11 protein-coding genes and 1 pseudogene are annotated in these 20,559 nt (G+C 63.5%); 10 read left to right on the forward strand and 2 right to left on the reverse strand.

Annotation, left to right across the window (positions count from 1 at the left end; translation table 11 throughout):
- Positions 1–18: 18 nt before the first annotated feature.
- Both ACPTTF_RS23400 and ACPTTF_RS23405 read right to left on the reverse strand, forming a co-directional pair.
- A complete protein-coding gene (locus tag ACPTTF_RS23400; RefSeq protein WP_423368405.1) occupies positions 19–1,440 on the reverse strand; it encodes a hypothetical protein in 1,422 nt (473 codons plus the stop codon).
- Positions 1,441–1,442: 2 nt separating this feature from the next.
- The gene (locus tag ACPTTF_RS23405; protein WP_166951917.1) at positions 1,443–1,703 is read right to left on the reverse strand and encodes a PAAR domain-containing protein; all 261 of its coding nucleotides are present in this window, start codon (positions 1,701–1,703) and stop codon (positions 1,443–1,445) included.
- Between the two features lie 386 nt (positions 1,704–2,089).
- Here ACPTTF_RS23405 and ACPTTF_RS23410 point away from each other — a divergent pair, with 386 nt between their 5' ends.
- The 10 genes and pseudogenes from ACPTTF_RS23410 (at position 2,090) to ACPTTF_RS23455 (ending at position 20,556) form a co-directional block, all read left to right on the forward strand.
- Entirely contained in the window at positions 2,090–4,894 is a 2,805-nt protein-coding gene (locus ACPTTF_RS23410; RefSeq protein WP_423369859.1) for a type VI secretion system Vgr family protein, read from the forward strand.
- Positions 4,895–4,902: 8 nt separating this feature from the next.
- A complete protein-coding gene (locus tag ACPTTF_RS23415) occupies positions 4,903–5,730 on the forward strand; it encodes a DUF4123 domain-containing protein (protein WP_243771521.1) in 828 nt (275 codons plus the stop codon).
- An 81-nt stretch (positions 5,731–5,811) separates the two neighbouring features.
- Positions 5,812–6,423 (forward strand): DUF3304 domain-containing protein, encoded by a 612-nt coding sequence (locus tag ACPTTF_RS23420; protein ID WP_423368406.1) that lies wholly within the window; start codon positions 5,812–5,814, stop codon positions 6,421–6,423.
- A complete protein-coding gene (locus ACPTTF_RS23425) occupies positions 6,420–8,819 on the forward strand; it encodes a T6SS phospholipase effector Tle1-like catalytic domain-containing protein (protein ID WP_423368407.1) in 2,400 nt (799 codons plus the stop codon). The genes ACPTTF_RS23420 and ACPTTF_RS23425 overlap by 4 nt, the downstream gene beginning before the upstream one ends.
- Before the next feature lie 126 nt (positions 8,820–8,945).
- Positions 8,946–11,618: pseudogene (locus ACPTTF_RS23430) on the forward strand (type VI secretion system Vgr family protein); the annotation flags it as partial.
- Between the two features lie 20 nt (positions 11,619–11,638).
- On the forward strand, positions 11,639–12,907 hold the full coding sequence (locus ACPTTF_RS23435; protein ID WP_423368408.1) for a hypothetical protein: 1,269 nt from the start codon (positions 11,639–11,641) through the stop codon (positions 12,905–12,907).
- Between the two features lie 80 nt (positions 12,908–12,987).
- Entirely contained in the window at positions 12,988–13,542 is a 555-nt protein-coding gene (locus ACPTTF_RS23440) for a hypothetical protein (RefSeq protein ID WP_423368409.1), read from the forward strand.
- 37 nt (positions 13,543–13,579) lie between these two features.
- Complete coding sequence (locus ACPTTF_RS23445) at positions 13,580–16,420, forward strand: type VI secretion system Vgr family protein (protein ID WP_423368410.1); 2,841 nt, start codon at positions 13,580–13,582, stop codon at positions 16,418–16,420.
- A 13-nt stretch (positions 16,421–16,433) separates the two neighbouring features.
- Positions 16,434–17,390: a hypothetical protein gene (locus ACPTTF_RS23450; protein WP_423368411.1), complete on the forward strand. Its 957-nt coding sequence runs from the start codon at positions 16,434–16,436 to the stop codon at positions 17,388–17,390.
- 16 nt (positions 17,391–17,406) lie between these two features.
- The gene (locus ACPTTF_RS23455; RefSeq protein WP_423368412.1) at positions 17,407–20,556 is read left to right on the forward strand and encodes a T6SS effector BTH_I2691 family protein; all 3,150 of its coding nucleotides are present in this window, start codon (positions 17,407–17,409) and stop codon (positions 20,554–20,556) included.
- The last annotated feature ends 3 nt before the right edge of the window (positions 20,557–20,559 follow it).

The raw sequence follows: 20,559 nt of genomic DNA on the forward strand, positions 1-20,559 counted from the left end.
GGAGATACGGGCGCCGCGTCAGACGCCGGCGGCCTGGGCGTGGTGTTCGTCTACCGGCGCCGGTCCGACGAGCGCGACGCCGCGGGCGATCGGATCGCTGCTGGAGATGACGAGCGCGGGATGCTGTTCCCGGAGGTGATGAGCGCCGGCGACGGCGATCGCACCGAGCACCAGTGTCGCGCCGCTCTCCCCGTTGGCGAGCCCGAGCATGGACGGTGCAGTGGCGGGTGCTTCCGACGGTGAGGCCGCGCGCCATTTTTCGAGTACGCCGATGAGTTCCGTGCGCCAACTGCTGCGCTGATCGGTATCGCAGACGATCTGACAGATTGGCGTTTCCTGGTGGGAAGACCGGGGCCGGGCGAGTGCCTGTTCGATCAATCGATGCAGCACGTCGTCTTCCTGAGCGTCGGAACGATCGACGGGGGCGTTGCGGTCTGCCACCGCGACGCGATAGAGATGGGGAGCGGGCTGCGCATAAGCTTCGGTCGGATGAGCGAGCAGCAATGCGCATGCGCCTTCACCCGGTATGCAACCATCGAGGTGCTTCTGCCCATAGAGCCTGTCGGTGCTGTCGAGCATACGTATCGTGCGCGGATCCAGTTGCGATTCGCAAGCCAGGACAATATGCCGAAGCGCGGAAGGATGCCGGTTGATCTCCTGATTCAGCGCATCGATTGCCGTCAGGGCATCAACCGCGCTCGCAACGGGGACGATACGTGCAGGTTCGACGCCGGGGCGCCAGCGGTTGCGGGCAACATGGGCATCGAGCCATGCGCCGAGGTGCGGTGCGACGGCCTGCCACCGCGCGGGAAGGAGCAAGTGCAGCTTGAAGGGCGGCAGGCTGGATGCGCGATTGTCGTTCGCCAGCGTGGCGGCCGCATGCCGCTGCATCAGGTCGTCCATTGCATCCGCTGCGAGCAGCAGCGCGCGGCGTTGTTCATCGCTCCAGTCGGCGGTGGCCGCTGGTGGCAGCAGACTGTCGTCGAAGCCTTGCGCCGAGATCGAAGCAACGACGCCGGCAAACACCCCGGAGCCATCGGCACGCTTCAGGTCGGCGTGCAATCGGGTTGTCGCTTCTGCGAGGGCCGTGTCGAGCACCGCGTCCGTATCGTCGCCCGCCGGCAAACGGACGCTGGTGTCCAGTAAGGCGATCGCGGAATCGGGCTGCATGTCCGGGTTCGTCGACGATGCCGATGCGGCGGACGCAACAGGCTGGGGTTTCGGCTGGCGCAGCAGGCGGATCTTGCCGAGAAACCAGGCGGTTCCTCCGATCAGTGCAACGGGCAGCGCCAGGCCATACAGCACAAGATCGGTCCCGGTCGGGACGTGGTAGGTCGCCCGCCAGCAGGCGGCGACAACCAGCCAGACCACGGCGAATGTTGCGACGACGCCAATTGCAATCCGCGCGACCGGAAGTGCTTTCTGCGGCGTGGCTGCCATGTTTACTCGCCGCCCGTGGTTGACTGGCCCGCAATCAGAATGGCGCCGCATGCGGTTTTATACCCGTCGCGCGCGGCACCGCTTCCATCGATGATCGCGGTGTCGTCTCCTTCCACGATGAAGTTCGGGCCGTGAATCGGGCAGGTGACCTTGTCGTTTCTCCGGGCAATGCCTTTGCCCTTGATATTGGCAACGGTGGAGGCGCTGGTCACGGTGCCGCCATGACTGTGTTTGTCGCCGAGAACAATAAACGGGCGTGTCATGAATCCCTCCTGATATGGCTAAGCCACGATTTAGGAAATTATTACCTGTTTTTGTGGATGGATTGGCTCGACTTCGCCTCAAATTTACCGGAACCAGTCATTCCGTTTAAATCAGGCGAGCTGGTGGATTGTCGATTTTGTTTAATTCGCATTTGGAAGCCGACGGGAGAGTTCGGCACGCACTTTTCGCATGGTAAGCTACGAAATAATATTCAGTAAATGGGGACTTATCGTTGCGCAGATGCAGCGATGACGATTATCAGACTCCAATGCTGGGTATCCGGGATGATTCGGTGACCTATAGCTACAGGGGCGCGTCTTTTGCATCCTCGGCTATCACAATTCGAAAGCAGATAAGGCTTGATGCCCGAGAGAGCGGGGATTGCATGGACGTCTCTTCACAATTGTCTTCAGTGGCGGACTTATTCACCGCCGCTAATCGTCTCTATTCCCTCGAAGGTCAAGGGCCGCTATCGGGGCTTCAGGTCGAGTGCTGGTCGGGACAGGAACGCCTGTCGGAAAACTACCGTTGGGACGTCTACGGATTGTCCCGCGATCCCGGCTTGAATCTCGAGGAAATGCTGGGCCAGCGTGTGACGATCCGTTGTGCGCTGACGAACGGATCGTTCGCCGTGCGCAGCGGACTGGTTGTCGAAGCCCGATGTCTCGGTTTCGACGGGATGCTGGCGCGTTACGCGCTGCAACTCGCGCCGTGGCTCGCGGTACTGGATCACGGCCGGACACAGCGCACGTTCGTGAAGCAGGGGCTCGCCGATATTCTCGGAACGATATTCGGCGAATACGAGCAAATTGCCCACTGGCGTTTTACGGCCGACGCGGACAAGCGCATCGAGGCACTTGGGCTGCTCGATTACAAGATCCAGTACCGGACGCAGACGCACCTCGGCTTCGTTCGGCAACTGTTGGCAGACGCCGGGTTGGGCTTTTGTTTTGTCGAGGACGACGATGCGCCGGCGGGCCACACACTCGTGATTTTCGATGACAGCACGCAACTCCCCGATGACGAAACATCTGCGCGCCTCGGCGGAATTTCGCAGCGTTTGAGCGACGGCGAGGCCGCAGCCGCCGACCAGATTCTCGGCATCGGCCAGTCGTTGTCGCTGATGGCCGACCGGCTTACGCTGATCAGTAGCGACTACCGCAGCAATCAGGCGACGACCGCGTCCGCGAACCTGGGTAATCCGGGCGGTGCGCGGGAACTCTACGACGACGTCGGGCCGGAGGCATTCGAGAGCGTGCAGCAGGCGGAAGACGTGGCGCGTCGGCAGGCCGAGGCGATCGTTTCACGGGCGCGCTTCTGGATGGGCTGCAGCACGCTGCGAACGGCACGCTGCGGCAACGTGTTCAGGATCGCGAATCCATCTTGGCGGCCACGGCGCGACAACGGATCGGCACCCGATGAGTTTCTGCTGGTGGCAATCGAGCATGCCGGCGTGAACAATCTGCCGAAAAACGCGATGGCGCTTGTCGAGCGTGGCCTTGGCATGCCGCCGCCCGCGAGTTCCGATGCGCGGATTTCCGCACAGGCTGCTGCCGGCGGTTATGCGAATCGTTTTGAAGCCGTGCCGCGTCGGCAGGCGTGGCGACCGACGCTCGAGGACGGGAGCGGGCAGCGACTCAATCCGGTACCGACCGCGTTGGGCGCGCAGACCGCGCTGGTGGTCGGCCCGCAAGGCGAGCGCGAGCCCGGGGCTTCCGGGCCGCTCCATACCGACGTCCAGGGGCGGATTCGGGTTCGCTTCCACTGGCAGGCCGAGGGTGACCAGGGCACCTATCCGACTCGCGGCATGCAGCGGCTCGCGAGCGACGGGCATGGTTTGCAGCAGACACAGCGAATCGGCCAGGAAGTCCTCGTGCAGTTTCAGCACGGGCTCGTGCATCGTCCGATCGTGCTGGGCGGCTTGTTCAACGGCCGTGGCGAGGGGGGCGAAGCACCGACACCGGGCGGCGAACCGGCGCAGCCGCCGAATCCCGCCGTGTATCGACAGGCGTCCGATCGTACCGCGAGCGCGCAAGGCAATCTTGCCGGCGGCCACAGCCCGAGCTGGCACGGCGCTGGCGGCGGCGCCGATGGTCACAATCATGCCGGCGCATTGTCCGGTTTCAAGTCGCAGGGGTTCGATGGGCAGGGAGGCAACCAGCTCGTTGCAGACGACAGCGATGCGATGGGCCGCCTGCAGATGGCGACGACGCATGCGGCGACCGAATTGAACCTCGGACATCTGCGTCATCAGGCTGACAACTATCTCGGCAGTTTCCGCGGACAAGGCGTCGAGTTGCGCACGGATGCCTATGGCGCGGTGCGCGGGACACGCGGGGTGCTCGTATCGAGTTATGCGACGACGCCCGATCAACCAGCGGGCGACGTGTCGGCGTTGCAATCGCTGCTCGCGCAGCAAGCAACGCTCGCCCGCCTGTTCGATCAGGCGGCGGAAACGCATCGTACCGTGCCGTTTGCCGTTCAGCGTGGCGTGCAAAAGACGGGGCAATCGATGCTCGACGATCGATCGGCACCGGTCGACGCCCTCACGAAGACATTTTCGACGACCGTCGGCGCCAAAGGCTTCGACCAGGCGGCCAGCGATGCCCGGCAGCGCGCTTCAGGCCAGTCGTTGCCGCACACGGGCGATGCGGTCATCGGGATGGCGGCTCAGGGTGGTCACGGGATCTTCGCCGGGCAGGCGCTGCACTGGGCCGCGGGGGAGACGCTGGCCGTCGGTAGCGGACAGGACATCAACATGGCGGTGAATCAGGTCGTGCGAATGCACAGCGGGCAGGGGATCGGCTGGCTCGCGGCCGCACGCGAAGCATCGGGGGCGGGACTGAGCGTGATCTCCGGCGCGTCCGGTCTCGATCTTCAGGCGCAGCACGATCAGATGACGCTGCATGCGCAGAAGGATCTGAAGGTCGTGTCGGCCAACGCGAACGTCGAACTGGCCGCCAGCAAGACCGTGCATCTCGCGGTGAGCGGCGGTGCACATCTGACGATCGAGGGAGGCAACATCGTGTTCGGTTGTCCGGGATCGCTTACCGTGCACGCTGCGACGCATGGATTTGTCGGTCCCGACCAACTGGATACGCAACTGCCGCAGTTTCCCGAGAAGGTCTGCGTCGAATGCTTGCTGCACGCGATGCAATCGGGCAGCGCACTTGCCGGCAAGGCGATCTGAGCAAATCGATGGATATCGGTGACTGGATCGATTCGTATCCGACGGATACGCTGTCGCAGATGCGGCAGGTACTCGACGCGTCTGCGGCGTCGACGCGCTGGCATGCGTTGCTGGACACGAGTTTCGTGCCGTCGTTGCGCGATCGCTTGTCCACACCGTCCTCCGGGTGTTCGATCGTCACACTGTACGAGGGTGTGTATGACGGCGAAGGGTTGATGGCGATTTCGCCGTGCCTGATGTCGTTGCCCGATGGCGCGGAAACGCGGGCGGCCGTATGCGCCGACCTGCTGCGGCATACCGCCGGGCATCCGATGTTGAGCCTGCTGCGCACGACGATCGATACCGATGCACTCGCGTCGCATCTGCGAAGGCAAATGGAAGCAAATGCCGATGACGGTGAGGCCTTCCTCGTGAGACTTGCCGATACGCGTTGCCTGCCGACCTGGGTCAAGGTGTTGACGTTGCCGCAGCGCCGACGCTTCCTGGCCGGGATCGATGCGTGGTGGATATTCGATCGCGCCGGATCGTTGATGGCGCTGGACGTCGAAACCGTCGGGATGGCCGGGGGCGATTCCGTCGACACGGATCCCGCGCCGTACCGCCTCGACACGGATCAGGTCGCGGCGCTCAGGCAAGCGGCGAAGATCGATACGTTGCTCTTCCATGTCCGGCAGCGTCCGGATACTTTCGGGCAACTGCAAGCGACACCGTCCCAGGCATACGCATGCGTGCGTGATGCGTGGGAGAAGAAGGATTTGGCGGCACAAACGCCGCGCGTGGCACTGGACGCACTCAAGGCGGCCGGGTGGCTGGTACCGGCAACGATATCTGCGTGAACGCGACGCGAATCGGTCCGGAAAGGAGCACGACGTGATGCCGTGCATGGCTGGGTGGGATCCTGACAAGAGAATCGAGTGATGAATTTGCGAGCTGGATCGGTGAGGGCCGTGGTTCGTCTGGCAGTTTTTCTGGCCGTCTTCGTGACGGGAGCAGGGTGTTCTCGTGCGACGGATCACGCGGTGGCGCAGGCCGGTACGGCGGCGGAGGCCGCGCAGCCCGGCGACGAGGATACCGGGCTCGGGCTGAAGCTGAATGCGCTGAACTACACGGACGTGCCGATCGGTACCTTCTATGTCGACGGAGCCTGGGGCGGGAACGTGGCCGCCCGTATCGGCAGCGCCGGCGGCCACATCACGTGCTGCGTGACCGTTCCGCAGAAGTGGCACCCGGGATTGACGGTCAAGGTCGAATGGCGCAACGACGAGATGTACAAGCGCGACCCGAATGCAGTGGCAAGCCGGATCGTGCCGATCGAGCAGTATGGTTCCTTCTCGGACGGCTATCTGTGGATCGTGTTTTTCCCGGGAGACAGGATCAAGGCATATGCGTCTCCCTGGTTGCCGGGTGCTCCGGCGTTTCCGGATGGATTGCAGGCCCCGAGCGACGCTTGTCCGGGGCACTTTACGGTGTTGAACAGCAGCCGTGATTGCCCGGCGCCGGATAAGAGAATTGCGGGGACTGCGCCATGAGTGTTCGTTTTGCGGCCGCCGAGCGGCCCGATATCAGTGTCGTGACGCCCGAGGAGCAGGATGCGATTCTCCGCAGGCTTCATGACGACGATGGCATGAGCTGCTGCAAGACGCTGCACGTCGGCATTTTCTTCGATGGCACGCGCAACAATGCCGAGCGGGATCGTTCGGGGCACAAGCACAGCAACGTCGCGCGGCTCTGGGATGCATTCCCGCAGGATAAATATCACAAGGCGATCTATGTCGCGGGCGTCGGCACGCCTTTCGTCGTCGAGGTCGGCGACCATGGCGTAGGGCTGCAGGCGGCGGCAGGCGCCGCCGCAGGATGGGCGGGGGAAGGCCGCATCAACTGGGCGTTGCTGCAGGTCCAAAACGTCGTGCACGAATGTGCGTTCAAGGTCGGCCTGAGCGAGGCGCTCGGCGTGAAGGACAAGGACCTCGTGAAGTCCATGAGTGTCGACATGAATTTCAAGGGCATCGATTCCGGCGGCGCGATACCCGGGCCGGGCAGTCTCGGCGATATCAAGGCCCGCTCCAGCACGGGTGCCGGTGCGCTCAAGCTGATGGCCGCCGAGCAAAACGGTATCAACGAGCTGACGTGGGAGCACGACTCGATCTGGGCCCAGCTCAAGAGCGAAGTCGATTCGTCGAAGTGGACCGCCGCGATGCAAGCCTGGGACACGATGCGCCGCAAGGTGTTGAACGAGCGGCTGGCGCAACTCAAGGACCGCGTTGGCGACAAGCTCGTGAAGGGCAAGCCGGCACTGCGGACTATCCGGCTGTACGTATTCGGATTCTCCCGGGGCTCTGCGGAAGCACGTACGTTTTCCAACTGGCTGCCGGACGCGCTCGATAATTTCAACCTCTGCGGCGTGCCGGTTTCATACGAATTTCTCGGCATTTTCGATACCGTGGCGTCCGTGGGCATCGCGCAGGGCGCGGCGCCCACGCTGTTCGACGGACATGGCGGCTGGGGGCGCGGGCAGTTGATGGCGGTGCCGCCGTATGTACGCCGCTGCGTTCACATGGTGGCTGCGCACGAGCCGCGCGGTTCGTTTCCGTTGGACCTGATCGATCGTTCTGCTGACGGTCGCGTCGAAATCGTGTATCCGGGCGTGCACTCCGATGTCGGCGGTGGCTATGCGCCCGCGGAACAGGGGCGCGGGCGCGACGATTCCGACAAGCTTTCCCAGGTTCCGTTGCTCGACATGTACCGCGAAGCACGCAAAGCCGGTGTACCGCTCGACGTCAAGGGGCCGGGTGTTTCCGCGGAAGCGGCGAATGCGTTCAAGATATCCGCCGGTCTGAAGCAGGCGTTTGCGGCATATGTGAACGCGACTGCCGGCTGCTACCACGATCCGTCTCACGGTACGCCTGGCCTGATGCGTGCCCACTACGGGTACTACTTGCGATGGCGGAAGCTGCGGCTCAAGAGCATGCGGGCTCAACCAGGCTTCAAGGCGGCCCAGGCCGGCTATCCGCAGGACGCGACGGACCTCGACAGCGCGAATCAGGAACTGCAGATGGAGTGGGACGATCTGCTGCAGAACGAGAAGGATGGCGGGCCGAGCCTTCGCTACTACTTCGGCAAATATGGCGAGAACTGGCTGCACGACAATCCGAAGGGCGCGGCTGTCGCGTCCGCGGCGCTCGCGCCAATCATCATGATCCTGGGCGTCATACCGGGCGGGGTGCCGCTGACGGCTGAAGTCAGCAAGCGGGCGATGAAGGTCGCGCAGGCGCAACTGCAGGACAAGTGGGACCAGTGGCGGCAGGTGCGCGACGACTGGAACTCGACCGTGCCGCTCGCCGACGCGATCAGCGCGCTATACGACAACTACATGCATGATTCGCGCGCGTGGTTCAAGCCGATGGGTGACGACGACGACGTCTGGAACTACCGGCAGATTCAGGCGCTGAAAGCCAAGCAGGCCGGTTACGCGCGCGCACATGATGTATGGAAAACGCAGATGGAATCCGGCTTGCCCGGTGCATTGCCGGGCTTGCGGACGATGAACCCGAACACGCTGGCGCTGGGGCCGGGAATCGGCATGAGCCCCGGGCCGGAGCCGCAGTCACCGCTCACCGCGCAGGAGAGCGATGTGCTCAAGCGCTACGACGCCGCGATGCAGGCGGCGCAGCAGGCGCGTGCGGACAAGAGCGCCACGGCGCCTTCCGATAGCGCCGTGCTGACCGATCCGAAGGTGACCAACGGGCTGCAGCAGCAGGCCGGCGGTCGCGAACCCTATTGCATATGGGGCTATCTGCGCTGGCGAACGGTCTATGTGGACGGCAAGCGCTGGGAGCCGCCGCACGTCGAGACCCCGCAGGAGCAATGGGAAGGCGAACTGAAGCTGAACGAATTCCGCGCGTCCAAGTTCGCGTGGCCCGGATGATCGGGGCACGACGCGATTGAACAGCAGAACGCTGCCGCTCGCCCGGCGGTCATGGGCCGAATCGATGTTCGCGGCCGTGTCGTGGAGCAAGGCGCCAATGAGACGCAAGCAGAACCGGACATTGTCATGAATCTAACCGCCGCATTGACGGGATACGACCAGACGACCCGTCACATCCAGATCGATACCGCGATGCCGGGCAAGTTCGCGGTCGAACGCTTTCATGGTCGGGAGGGCGTCAACGAATCGTTCCGGTTCGAGATCGACCTGCTGTCGAGCGAACCGTTTCTCGACCTGGCGCCGCTGATCGGCAGCGCTGCTCGCCTGCGTCTGGCGACGGGCAGTGGCGAGCGGTGCTGGAACGGCTACGTGACGCATGCGGCGTACGCAGACAGCGACGGCGGCATGACACGCTACCGGCTGACGCTGGAGTCGTGGCTGGCATTCCTGCGTTTGCGCCGAAATTGCCTGTACTTCGCGGATCTCGATACGGAAGGCATTTGCGAGCGCGTGTTCGGCGACTATGTCGAAGCGCGTCGTCGTTATGACGTGACGGAGAAACTGCGGACGTTCAAGCTGCGTGGGCAGTATCGGGAGACCGATCACGAATTCGCGTTGCGGCTATTGTCGGAGGCCGGTCTGTCGTTCCGGTTCGAGCACGCGCAGGATGCGGGGAAAGCGCCCACCGGCGACCACACGCTCGTCGTCTTTGATTCGCATGCCGCGCCGCGCTCGGGGGGCACCGTTCCGTACAATCTTCAGGACGTCGGCGATCCAGACGGCGTGATGACTTATTTCACCGAGCGCCATCAGATGGTTCCGGACCGGGTGGTGGTGTCGAGCTGGAAGGCGGATCAACTCGTGGCCGTTTCCGGCCGTGCACAAAGCCAGGCAGATGCGGACACACCGGTCCTGCCGGCCCGCGAGATCTATGACGGCCAGCGCGCAGGGCGGTTCGACAGTTCGGACCAGGCCGACCAGTACGCGGCCCAGCGTCTCGACGCCCTTCGGCTACCCAAGGTGCTTCATCGCGGTGCCGGTTCGATTCGAACGCTCGAAGCCGGCAGCGTGTACACCCTTGACGGTTACCTCGACGAAACGGTCCGGTTCGTTCCGCTCTGCATCGACCACGAGGCCGTCAACAATCTCGGTGCGGCGATCGCGCAATTGCTCGGCCAGGGGCAACTGGAAAACGGGCTGTATCGCAACCGCTTCGTCGCCGTCCCGCCCGATACCCCGATCGTGCCGGCCCATCGGGCCAGGCCGGTCGTGCATGGCGTGCAAACGGCGATCGTGGTCGGAGAGCCCGACAGTTCGGTGAGCAGCACGCGCGATCATCAGGTTCGCGTGCAATTTCCCTGGATGCGAGGGACGGCGCCGCTTCCAGGCGGATTGACGGATACCGCGAGCCGTTCGAATCCCGCCGGACATGCGCCGGGCGATCATCGGTCCGGTGTACTGGCGCGCATCGCCGAGCAGACGGCGGGACCGAATTTCGGGCACAGCTTCACGCCGCGCGTGGGCGCCGAAGTCGTGATCGGCTTCGATTCCGGAAATATCGACATGCCGGTGGTCCTGGGGCAAGTCTACGGCGGGCGCGTACAGCCGCCATTCGCGGCCGGCGAGGGCAGCAATGCAAATCATGCCGGCACGCTGTCCGGTGTGCAGACCCGCACGCTGGACGGGCAGCCCGGCACGCGCTGGGTGATGGACGATGCAACCGGGCAGCTTCGCCACGAGGTCGGCAATGCCGTCGCGAACAGTGCGCTGGCGCAAGGCTATCTGATTGCGCAGGACGGAGCCTCGCGCGGCATGTATCGCGGCGAAGGCTTCGAGCTGACGACGGCTGGCTGGAATGTCGTGCGCGCGGGCGAAGGCGTGCTGCTGTCGAGCACGGCTCGCTCCGAGGCGACGTCGACGCAAATGGACGTGGCCGAAAGCGTGGGACAACTGAAGCAGGCCGTCCTGACTGCCCGGAGTCTCCACGGGACGGCCGTCGATGCAAAGGCCGAAGGCCTCGGCGCAAACGCCGCGCAGGCGGATTTCCTCAAGGCGATCGACCCGCAGCAGGACGGCAAGTACACGGGTGCGGTCAACGGCCAAGCGTCGACCAAGGCGAGCGGAACGCAGCGTGAGGGCGGTGACCCGGTCGAGCGCTTCGCGGTGCCGGCGATCGTGATGGAGTCTCCTGAAAACGTGGCGCTGGTGACACCGAAGACCGCGATCTCATACGCGGCCGAGCATGTACATCTGACGGCGCAGGGCGACGCCCATTTCGCGGCGCGTGCCACGATCGCCGGCGTGTCGGGCGAGTCGCTGAGCCTGTACGGTGTGCAGGGCGGGGTGAAGATCATCGCGAATCACGGGCCGGTGAGCGTCGAGGCGCATACGGGCGCGATGGAGATACTGGCGGACCAGTCGGTACGGATCACGTCGACGGACAGTCGTGTCGATGTACTGGCGAAGGATGCGATCGTCCTCCAGCAAGGGCCGAGCCGTATCACGCTGAAGGGCGGTGACATCACGATCGAGACACCGGGCCAGTTCACCGTCAAGGCCGGATCGCATCCCTTTCCGGGGCCGCTGGCTGCCGCGCCGGCACTACCCGGGTTGCCGGATTCCCGTACGCCGATGTTCGACGAGGCATTCGTGCTCAAGGACGAGCAGACGGGCGAGCCGATTGCGGGGCGCGCTTACCGCATCATCCGTGCGAACGGTGCAGTCGAACACGGTGTAACCGATGCGACCGGACACACGCATCTGGTGACCTCGGCCGACGCCGAGCCGCTGTCCATCGAGATCGATCGCTGAGAGGACGCATGCCGGATATTCCCGTTAAATCGTCGTCCGCCACGAGTCCGGTCTCGCGCACGCAGCGCAAGACGGTGCTGGTTTCCGGGCGTGTAGTCGAGGCGCAGTTGCTGGAGATCAGCTGGCAGGGCGGCGTAACCGTCACGCGCAAGCAGTCCGCGGTCGCGGCGCCTCACTGGACGAGTGATGCGAACGTCGTCGAGATCGAGCAGCCCGACGAGTTTTGCCATGCAAGCGGCTCGCAGCGTCCGGGCGCTTATCTCGTCAAGTCCAAGGCGGGCGCGAACAACAAGGTCGGCATCAAGTTGCGCGTCACCAAGACGAAACCGAATGCGCCTGCCACGATGAAGCTGACAGGGACGTTGCACGGGCTGACGATCGAGGGAGATTGTCCGACTGCGCTCGGCGAACATCAGGTCACCGCGACCGTCACGAACTTGCCGGACACGCTTGCCTACTATTACGGCGATGCGTCGTGGAAACTGAACGATGCCGCGACCGGCCTCAGTGCCGCCGTGACGCCGGCGACCCGACTCGAAGTGTTCGTGTTGCTCGATCGGCCGGGCACGCCATTCGGCGCCGGCGTGTGGGCCGAAGCGCTGCGGTTTCTCTTCAAGCGCGCATCGGTTGCCGGAGCGGCGACCGCCAAGGCCGCCATCGCGAAGGTCACGGACTATTGCCACCACGGCCACGGGTTGCATTACGACACGATTTCCGGTGCCGCGCATTTCGGCGGCTCGGTGGCAATGACCGGCGGGCTGTTCGAATTGAAGAAGTACATGCAGAAGCGCGCGGTCAAGGCGGGCGGGGCCGCCGCGTCGGGCGGCGCTGCTGACGATGGGCGAACCGTGAACTGCTACGATCAGGCGTCGGCCGTGTTCAGCCTGGCGGCGGCGCTGGGCGTGAAGCCCGGCATCTATTTTCAGAACCCGTTCGGGTATATCAACTCGACCAATCTCGTCGGCATCGGTGCTTGCAACAACCCGTTCTTTTCGTCGAACGGGTCGACACCGACCATCGCCGGAGAGTCCCCGTCGCGGACCAGCTTCGGCAATCACGCTTTTGCCCATCTGAGCCATCAAGTCGAAGACGCATGCGCCGGACCACACCACGACGAAGCGTTGCGCGCCTATCTGGTCGCTTCGATCGATACAGGTCGGTCGAGCCGCGAAATCAGTCAGGAATACAAGATCCAGCCGCCGCTCTCGCCTGACGATTACATTGCGCAGCTCCTGATGACGACAAAGGAATTTCCCGGTGTAGGAGCGGTGAAATGAACAAGCGTGTCGTCGGGTTGTTGTTATGTTCCATTTTTACCGGTGCATGCCATGCGCAATCGCCGGAATCGAGAAACGTCATGACTCCGGAAGAACGAGCAGCAGCGATTCAGAAGGCCTTCAGCCCGACCGCCCGTGTCGATGCATTCAAGTCACGCATCGACTTCGACCGGAAGTTCGCCACCGACGATGGCCGGATGGTGGTCGCGTTCGACTGGAGCAGGCTTGCAACGGAGCACCTCCCCGGCTTGACGGGATTGAAGATCGAGAGTCACGAACCGCGCGTCAACGAAACCGGCCCGCTCAAGGATGTCCGGGAGGATATCTTCAACGGCCAGTTCGACGGCGCACGCGTATCGATCACGGTTGCGCAGGCGAAGGACCGCTTCAAGGCCGCGGATTATTTCCTCAACGAGACGACTTCGCCGTCGATTGCGCAGGTGCCGTTCGAGACGGATCCTGCGTCGCTCGGAAGCGTGTCGGTCCGCAGCACCATCGCCGGCCCCGGGCGCGGCTTCGTGTGGATCTACAAGAACCTGTGTTTCGTCGTGACGGGCGCACCGGCCGATCCGGTCGGCAATCTTGCCCGACGCCTGCAGACGCTGGCGGAAGGCCACACGGTCAATTCGAAGTGATGGTGAGCATCGCTCGCGATATTCAACGGTAAAGGCCATGTCCATCAATACAGGCGCACTGAGTTCGCTGCTGCGAGGCTGGTCGCAGCACAGCCGCTTTCTGTGGATGCGCACGTCGTTCGGAACGGATGCGTTGATCGCGGAAAGCCTGCGCGGCTGGGAAGCGGTTGGCGGCGGCGGGTTTCGTTTCGAGCTGACTGCATTGTCCGAGAATGCCCGGCTCTCGATCGGCAAGCTGATCGGCGGCCCGATCCTGATCGAGTGGCAGGCCACCGAGGGGCAGGACACCCGGCGCCCGGTTCATGGGCATGTGGTTGCCGCGGAACTGATCGGTAGCAACGGTGGTCTCGCCCGCTATCGCTTCACGATCGAGCCGTGGTTTGCACTGCTGCGCCAGCGCGTGGACAGCTACAACTATCAGCACGCCAGTGTGGTCGATATCAGCGAGCAGATCTTCGGCTACTACACGCACGGCGCCATCGTACCTGCGTGGCGTTGGGCGCTGACTGATCAGTCGAAGTATCGAAAGCGCAGCCTGACCGCGCAAGCCGGCGAATCGGATTTCGATTTTCTGCAACGCCTGTGGGCGGAAGAAGGCATCTTCTATTGGTTTGAACACGAAGGCGATGCGAACGCCGCAAACTTCGGTCAGCACACGCTGGTATTGGCGGATTCGAATCAGCAGTTCAAGCCGGACGATCCCGTCGTCATCGGGTTCCATCAGGCGAGCGACGGGAGTCCGGCAGGGAATATCCAGGATTTCATGGCGGCGCGCCGCTGGCGTATCGGGCAAGTGACGCGCGCGAGCTGGGATCATCGCACCTTGTCCACCCGGCCGTCGGAGGCGCGGGTGAAAGGCTCGGTCATGCCCGGTATCGATCGCGACGTTGCCGGCCCCTACGCGTATCAGACCGCGGCGGTCGGCGATTCCCGGGCACAGCAGCAACTGGATGCGCAACGCGTGTGCGCGTCGCGCAGCGAAGGGCGCGGCACGCGCCGCGACATGCGGCCGGGGCTGCGATTCGCGATGCGCGACCATCCGGTGTTGAAAGTCTCGCAAGCCTTCGTTTGCCTGCGTGTCGAGCACGAGGTGCAGGCGAATGTGGACGCCGATGTCCACGGCGAAATCGAGCGCAAGCTCGGCAAGGTACCGCCGTCGGCCGAGGTCGACGCATCCGCCGCCGTCGAAGGAATGATGCAGGACGGCCTGTCCGGCACCGGCACTCATCCAGGCAATGACGTGTCGCGAAACGACACCGGCCGTGTGTACGGAAATACCTTCGTTGCACTACCGGTCGAGCAGTCCTATCGTCCGCACGAGGATGGCGTGGACGGCGCGCGCTTGCATCCGGAAACGGTGGTGCAGGGCGCGCAGACGGCGATCGTCGTCGGTGCGGATGCGCCGATTCATACCGACCGCGACCACCGCGTCCGTATCCAGCATCATGCGCAGCGCGGCCAGAATGCAGCCAGCCGCGAAGCGCATCCTCGTGATTCCAATGCGCCCGCTGATCAAGGTGCAGGCACCTGGACGCGGATGATGACCCCGATCGGCGGCGACAATTGGGGCGGTGTCGCCGTCCCGCGCGTGGGCCAGGAAGTGTGGGTCGACTGGCTGGAGGGGCAGCCCGATCGTCCGGTGGCCGTGGCGTCGCTGTATAACGGGCGCGGCAACGACAACGGTCAGCACAATGCGCGCGCCGGCGGGCCAAGCGGCAGTACCGGCAATGCGGCCGCGTGGTTCGCGGGCAACGGCCATGCAGCCACGCTGACCGGATTCAAGACCCAGGATCTGAGTCAGAGCCAGCAGGGCACCGGCGGCTATCGTCACTTCATGATGGACGACACGGCGGGTCAGTCGAGTGCGCATCTCTATACGACCGATCGCCGCAGCGGGTTGATGCTGGGCCACCTCAAGTCGATGAACGACAATGTTCGCCAGGCTGATCGTGGTTATGGCGCGGAGCTGAATACCGAAGCATCGGGCGCGGTGCGCGGCGGCTCCGGCGTACTGGTCAGCGCCGCAGCCGGTGTGAACCAGATGGATGCGTCCGGCGCGGCCCAGGTGCTCGGCGACAGTCACGACCTGCTCGACGGTCTGGCGCAGGCCGCGCGTGCGCAAGGTGCCGAGCCGGGCGCGTCGCAATCGTCTTCGGCGCAAGCGGATGCGTCGTCGCCCGAACCAACGGATGCAGGCGCTTCGTCTTCCACGCCGGCGGCGGTCACGGGGCTGAGTGACGGCAAGCAGGCGATCAGCGCAGCACGAGCAGGATCCACGTCCGGTCAGGCGACCGGAGGCGGCGACGGCAACGCGACCGCGTGGAGTCGCCCGCATCTGGTGGCCTACGGCCAGGACGGCGTGGTGGCTGTGTCGGCCAAGAGCCACGTCTGGTTGTCGGGTACCGAGGCGGTGCTTGCCGCCGGTCAGGATTTGCAGTGGATGGCGCAGAACAAGACGAGCGTCGTCGCGAACCAGGGAATCCTGTTGTACACGGATGGCAAGAAAGGCGACGGGCGGCCCGTTGCCGTATCCGGCATCGCGCTGCATGCGGCATGTGGATCGGTCGGCCTGCAGGCCCAGCGTGGCGGGAATCTCGGGGCCGTTGCCCAGCAAGGCGTCAGCTTGGCCAGTGCAACGGCAAGCGTGACCGCGCAGGCATCCCGGAAGGTATTGCTCACCGCAGCGAAAGCCTATCTGAAGATGGAGGGGGGCGGCATCGAGATCGGCGTGCCGGGCACAGTGAAGTTTCATGCAGCCAATCACGTGCTGACCGGCCCGCGCAGTTCGGACATGAACCCGCAGATCGCGCAAAGTCAGGTGAAGGCCTGTCCGACGAAAGACGGCGATGCGGCCGGTCGCGGCGCCGCCACGTTGTGACGGAGAGAGGGGCGTGAGCACATCGATCGAACTGACGACGTCGCAGATACAGGACGCGCTGCGGAAACAGGATTCGTTGCACGGGTATCTGCTCGTCGATCCGTACCTGCGGGAGCCGCTTGTCGAGCATGGGCCGATGCCCGGAGAACGCGAGGTCGTGCCGATTCCGGTGGCCAGTGAGTCGCTTCTCGACCATCAGCGTCCGCGGCTGATCTGCTTCGATCATGACGATGTCCAATTGATCGAGGCATCGGTCCGGGCCGCGTGCGACGAACAACGCGATCCCCATGATGAAGTGGTGCGCGGGTTCACGGTGGGCGGCTGGCTGGTTTCGACGCTGCCACCGGAAATCGTCGCGGTTCACCTGGCGCGCGTGATGGTTTCTCCGCGCCCCCGCGTTGGCCGGAAGTACGTGCGATGGGCCGATCGGCGCGTACTCGAATGGATGTGGCCGGCACTGAACGATCTGCAACGAAGCGACTTGTTCGGCCCGATCGCGGCATGGCATGCGCTGGACCGACATGCCAGGCTCGTGGAGCGGATTTCACCGGTGGGTTTCGACCCGAGCGCATCGCGATCGCGTGCCACGTTCTTCGCGCTCGACGACGCGCAATGGAGCCGGGTGGATCGATGCTCGACGGTGCAGGACCTCCTCAGGGGCTGGTGCGTGTTCGAGCGAGAATTGCCCGACGATTACCTGAACCGGGCGGACGCGGCTGTTGCCGATGCGCAGGTGCTTGGTTTGACGCAGGTAGCCGACATCGTGCTGTTGGGCGCGTATGTGCTGCAGATTCATCCGGCACTGTGCAAGCACGCGCATGTGATCGAACTGGTGAAGTCGACATTGAGCGATCGGGCAAGCTTGAGCGAGCGGCTCGGCGCGGTCGGGGATGACGTGTGGGACGCGATGCGTCTCGAACTGGATCAGAAGACGTCGCGCGACACATCCTTCGCGATGGCTCGCCGCTAGCAAAGGAAATCGAATCATGTCAGATGGCAAATATGCGCAGAACGCGAATGCCGCCGCCGCCGGTGCGCCGCACTGTTCCGCAGGCGGGTGCCCGTCATGCGTGAAGGCCGGCTTGCCGGTTTTGCTGGTCAGGCCGGCGCTGGCCGAAAAAAAATATGCCGATGCGAAGAAAGGCGCGATCGCGAAGCTGAAGCCAGGTGTTGCCGACGTCGGGTTGAGTTACTTCGGCTACACGATGCGAACCTTGCGCGGTGGTTACGTCTACGCGTATTACGAGCGAGCGCACACCCCGGAGCTGAAGGAGCAGAAGGGGTGGCAGGCATTCCAGGTCGACGACGGCGGCTACATGACGCCCTATTCGCTCAGCGAATTGCCCTTGCCTGGCAACGCACCCGTGTTCGCATGCCAGCGCACTGCCGGTTATGCAGCTGCCATGCTGTTCGTCATCCCGAATGCGTCCGAGACGCAGCGTGTGTGGATCGGCTTCAGCGATACGCCATGGAGCGAGAAGGTTCGGAATGCATACGGAAATCCCAAGAACGAAACGCTGCGGCGACAGCGCATGGTGTGCATCGATGCGCCGAATGCGAAATGCGATCGTTCGGCCCCGCTGACGGAGGCCGAAATCGGCAAGATTGTCGAAGAGTACGGCGCGAACTATCCGGTGGCGTCGGCTGCGCTGTATGGCGACGACAATGTGTTTCCGTTGAGGAAGCCGGCGCGAATGGACCCGAAGGGAGGGCGTCGCGAAACGGCGAAGGACATTTACGACCAGGCTGTCGAGATCGTCAAGAAAAGCCAGACGTTCGACATCGGCAAGGCGATGATCGTCAGCGTACCCGATGCGATCGGTGTGACGTACGAGGCAGCGAACTTCCGTATCACCGTGCCGAAGAAGGCCAAGACGATGATGACGGACAAAGGCTACTGGAAGCTGCAGTCGGCGCTGTGCATCAAGGGCCTGGTCGAGACGATGCAGCAGCAATACAGCCATATCGGCAATCTGTCCGGGATGCAGGGTGACCCGAACACGTACATGGCCAGGGATCAGTTCGACGCGATGAAGGCGAGCGGGAATCTCCCGCCGGGCGCGACCTTCATGCCGCAGACGATCTCCGGATCGGGGATGTTCGCCGGCACCTATACGAACCCGTCGATGGGCATCGTCGCGATACCGGAGGACGAACTGCCGGCGGAGCAGATCAAGAAGAAGCTGGGTGACAAGTATCAGAAATTCCTGGACCAGTACCAGTCCGCGTGCAACGACGACAGCCGATTGCTTGCGACGATCGAGCCGGATTACGGCGCGTGGTTGCAAAGCGGGGCGCGCAAGCTGGTGACCGAACACGATTGTGACGACACGACGCGGCAGGACGGTGTCTACTATGCGGTACTGGTGGGCAAGGTGTGCCATGGCGGCCACAAGACCGACGTCGGCCTGCAGTGGTACGCGGATTTCATGAAGGACAATCCGGACGACAAGAACAACCTGATGATCCGTGCGATGCTCGGCAACCAGCAGGATTTCTTCACGTGGTTCAAGGACAAGGATCAGCGATCCAAGACGATCGATGAATCCAAGGCGTTTTTCGACGTGATCGAGGATCTCGAGAGCAAGCACAAGGGCGGAGAACTGGTCGGGGCCCTGGCGCGCAATCTGCCGTATTTGCGGGCGCTGGCTTCGATCTGGAGTTACAGCTTGGTGTCATTGCTGAGCGCTTCCAGTCTTGCGTTGCGCGGTCTCAAGAATCCGCCGTCCCCGGATCTCGTCAAGAAAGTCGAGGTAGGGATAGCAAGAATCGGCATCATCGGTGCCACCAAGGATGGCATTCGCGTCACGCGGGTCAAGGCGTCATACAAGCAGGCGAAGTTTTACTGGCGGGAAGTCGCCAATGCGAAAAACAGTCCCGAGGGGGGCGGCAAATCGACGTCGAAGGTGGGTGACACGCGTACCGTCAGTGTTTCAAGAAGCGGTGGTGGTGCTTTTGACGTATCGGGAAAAGGTGGGACCGTGGAGGTATTCGTCTTCGAACAGGTCAGTGTTACGACGACCGCCATTGCGCAGTTGCCGGCTGACATGGGCGAACTCAGGAAGTTTGCCCGCAAGGTCGGCGAATTGATGCGCGAGGGGGGCGCGGTGCTGTCGGTCGCGGGCGGATGGCTGCAGGCTCTGAGCTTGCGGGATGCGATCGACAAATACAGGTACGGAAATGACGACGAGCGGCTGGAGGGTATTCTCGGCATCGGGTCGGCGGCGATGGGTTGCGCTGCCGCGTTATTCGAAGTCGGGAATGCCGCCGCGAAGAAATGGGAAGCGGTTGGCGCTGCGTTGCGCACGAAGATCTTGACAGGCGCAGCCGCGACGATTGCCGCTGGTTTTGATACTGCGACGGCGATTATGAAAGCCGTTTCGAGAGCTGGGCGAGACAACCCCGGCGCCGTGTCGGCCTATACGATCCAGGCGATATTCTTTGGCGCGGCGACCTTTGCCGCCGGGGCGGGTTTCCTAGAAGCCATGGGCGTTGTTACAGCGAGTGGTTTCGGGCTTTCCTGGACCGGATGGGGACTGGTGCTGGTTGCGGTCGGTATGGCTGCTGGTTATTTAGCTCAGCTTCTGCAAAATCAGCCTGCGGAAGAGTGGGCGGCGCGCACGATCTGGGGAGGTGCGAGTGACAAATGGGGGAGTCTGGCTCGCGAGCAGGAAGAGTCGAACAAGCTGTTGCTGGGGATCAGTGTCGACTTCAGCTACAAGGACGGCTTTTGGGATATCGCCGGCCGGAGCGCGGGCGCTGGCATGATGGGAGGATTGCCCATGCCCGGCGGCAACAACAGCAATCCGATGGATTATCGGGAGGTATATTTGCGCCTGCGCATCCCCGTGGGGTTGCGGGCGCAACTGGACTGGGTTGCACGCATCTACGGCAAGAGCAAGAAAGGCGGGGCGACGCTGTTGCTGGAACGCACAGGCGGCTCCGCGCGCCCTTCAGGGCTAGCGGCAGGTGGCGCTTCGGCGCTCGCGAAACTGAACGCCGGGGTGAAAGATCAGGATCAGGACATTCGGCTGTCGCTCGATCTGAGTGTCATTGAATTCAGCGGGGCGTATGCCGAAGTGGCCGTGGAAACGAAGGATGGAGACGAGGTCCTGAACGAACGGCTGCCGAACTAGGAG

Source organism: Burkholderia crassaminum, from assembly GCF_964265005.1.
In the GTDB taxonomy this organism is placed as follows: Bacteria; Pseudomonadota; Gammaproteobacteria; order Burkholderiales; family Burkholderiaceae; genus Burkholderia.